Origin of the sequence: Pseudoflavonifractor sp. An85, from assembly GCF_002161235.1 — a bacterium.
Lineage (GTDB): Bacteria > Bacillota > Clostridia > Oscillospirales > Oscillospiraceae > Enterenecus.
This window is the reverse complement of sequence record NZ_NFHE01000065.1, coordinates 1-3253: the sequence shown is the minus strand read 5'-3', so window position 1 is coordinate 3253 and position 3253 is coordinate 1. Positions and strand designations below refer to the sequence as shown.

Below are 3253 nucleotides of genomic sequence, written 5' to 3'. Positions count from 1 at the left end.
TATTCTTAATCTTTGTTCAGTTTTCCATGGGACAAAATATTCATTTCGTCCCATAGGCGAGAGAGAAAGGGCGGATGAAGATGACAAGGCGTAAGGGCCGCGGATGGCGGGGATGGAAACCCCTGATGGGTCTGGTGCTGATCGGTGTCATGCTGGCTCAGGCTGTGGGTCCGGTGTGGGCAGAGGAGCCGGGAGCCACGCAGCCAGAGGACACCCGGGTGGTGGATAGCATTAAGGCATTTGACTATGAGGAGTACCTGGGCAATTCTCTGTCCACCCAGTACTCGGGTCGGGTGTGGGCGGATAAGTGGGTGTCAAATAGCGATGTGGTAATACCGAATCCGACAGGCGAAGCGAAGCAATACGTGGTCAACATTGGAGAAGAAGATTTTCTGGTGGGGTACTCTCTGCACACGGCAGCCACGGCGGTGAGCGGCCAGTCTCTGGTGCCTCTGGACGTGGTGTTGGTCATTGACATCTCCAGTACCATGCTGAGGCATAACCGGATTCAAGAGACGGTAAAGGCCCTGAATGAGACGGTGGAGACCTTGCTGGCCGGCAACCCCAATACCCGAGTGGGGGTGGTGGTGTTCAGTACCGAGGCTACAACTTTGCTTCCTCTAGGGCGGTATAAAAAGGCAGCAGAGCGGGATAGCTTTTTTTGGTTGGAACAACAGACTGACAAAGACCCCAATGGAGAGTATAAGCAACATCTGTATGTGAGTGCTATTTCTGATGAAAACAAGCTGATTAGTGGTTACCAGGACGTTTATGGATGGACCAACATCCACATGGCCATAGACACTGGTATGGACATGCTCCGAGAGGCAACTACGAAAACAGAGGATGGACAGCAGCGGTACCCCGCCCTGATGCTCATGTCCGACGGTGAGCCTACGTGCGCTGGAAGTAATGACAGTGTCTGGTGGGATCCAAGTGGTGTGGAAGGCAAAGGGTATGCTGACACGACCGGGTTGCAAGCCTTTAAGGCTATTATGAACGCAGCCTATCAAAAACAGAAAGTGAACAGCTATTACGATGTGGACATGCAGGTGTACACCGTAGGTGTGGAAATAGAGAAGACAAGTACTGGAGACCCTGAGCCGCTAGCAGAAGTGACACTAGACCCCAAAGGTAATCTGAAAGAGACAAGTGATAATTATTATGGGAGGCAGATGTGGGAGGACTGGCAGACGTACCTTACAAACCCAGAAGGTGTGGAGGTAGGACCCTGGGGCGAAAAGTATACCTTTACGCACCCACCTGCGGAGGATGATATCACTTCGTTGCACTACAACGACGACTATCTTTCTGTCGAAGATGCCAGCGAGATTTCCGCCGCATTTCAACAGATTATAGAGGAATTTTCGGTTGCTTTGTCATCCCCTACGGAGGTGGAAGGAGATCCCACCACGAGCGGTTATGTCACCTACACAGATGATATTGGAGAGTATATGGAGGTGACGGGTGTCTGTCTACTGTGGTATGGCGCTTATCCCTATACCTATCCCGATGAAACTAAAATATCGGAGGGGGTTACCGAGTATCGATTCTTTGGCTATCCGTGGACCCCAGCGTATGGAGCACAGCGTTTGATGGATATCTGTACCACGGTAACCACAAACGCCGATGGAAACCAGACCTTAACAGTGGAAGTCCCGGCCGCCTTGCTTCCCATGCGGGCTAATATTCTGACATACCTAGAGGTGAGTGGGGAGGGGGTAACACAAACTGTGACGGATCGTGTAATGGATAACATAAGAGATCCCATGCGCCTCTTCTACACCGTCAGTCTCCGGGACGGTGTGCTCAACCCCGACGGCACGGTGAACACCGATGTGGTCAGCCCAGAGTACATCCAGGCCAACAGCAACCCCGACGGCACGGTAAACTTCTACTCCAACCGATACAGCAAGAATACCATGAGTGCCACCGGCGAGACCCTCACGGTGGGGGATGCCAACGTGACCTTCACCCCTGCCTCCAACAACGCCTTTTACGTGTTCCAGGAGGATGTGCCTTTGTACACCGATGAGGGTTGTACCAAACTGGCAACGGAAGCAAACCGAAACGACCAGATTCTCTACTATCCCGTGGAGTACTATCAGGCAGTAGAAGACGGAGGATCTGCCACCCTTCAGAAGCAGAATGTAACGTGCTACCTGGGGGACTATGCCCAAACCAGAATCAAGACCGATGAAGTAACTGGGCAGCTGTACATCACCAAGGGTACCTTGCGTGGCCTGTCCGACGCGGTGGTGAAGAAAGGGCAGGGAGAGAACCTCACCAACACCGCGGCCACCTTCCGCTATCCCGACCACAACAACAGTGGACAGGTGCAGTTGCAGCTGGGCGCCAACGGCAAACTGACGGCCCCGCTGTCCACCGGCTCCCTCACCGTGTCCAAGGAGGTGGAGGGAACGGGGGCAAACTTGAACCAGGAGTTCACCTTCACCGTCACTTGTACAAACAACAACGCCCCCCTCACTGGCACCTACACCTACACTGGTGGGGTACTCCAGGGGTATGAAAACAGTGTAGTAGCCCCGGAAGCTGGAAGCCTGACCCTGGATACCAGCGGAAAGGGTACCATCACCCTCAAGCATGGCCAGACCATCACCATCCAGGGCTTGCCCCGCACGGCCACCTACACCGTCAAGGAGACACCGGTGGCCAATTACACCCCTTGGGTGGGCAAGACTCAGACTGATACCACCACAGGAACCGTGGGAGGGGCTTCCACGGCCGCATTTACCAATATCTACGCCATCCCCTATACAAATGTGGCCTTCACCAAGGTGGACGGCACTGGATTTGATCCCACCCAAGTGACGGAGGACGACTATTTGAGGGGCGCAGAATTTGCCCTCTACCGGTATACCGGAACCAACTGGGATGGTGTGTCCGGCAGCTTGTTGGATACCCAAAACCTGGGCAACGATTGGAAGGCTGCGGGGAAGCAAATCTCGGGAGATCAAGGCCTTGTGACCTTCTCCAACCTGGAGGCGGGACACTATCGCTTGGTGGAGACCAAGGCCCCGGGAGGGTTCCAGCTGCCCAAGGGACAGTGGAATGTGGAAGTGACCATCACGAACAACGTGGGCAGCTTCACCATCCTAGCGGTGGAGGAAGCGACATCCCAAACCCCTGGTGTGGTTGCGGACAACGGCACGTACTATCTCATGAACTACAAGCCCACCCAGCCCCCCATCACCGGTGGAGACGGAGGGCGAAGCTATTGGATGGTGGGCGG

At 54.4% G+C, this 3253-nt stretch carries 1 protein-coding gene; it reads left to right on the top strand.

Annotated features, from left to right (window positions below; all coding sequences use genetic code 11):
* Window positions 1-74: 74 nt before the first annotated feature.
* Window positions 75-3253: SpaA isopeptide-forming pilin-related protein (locus B5G37_RS14125; RefSeq protein WP_143482985.1), on the top strand; the 3179-nt coding region annotated here is incomplete at its 3' end.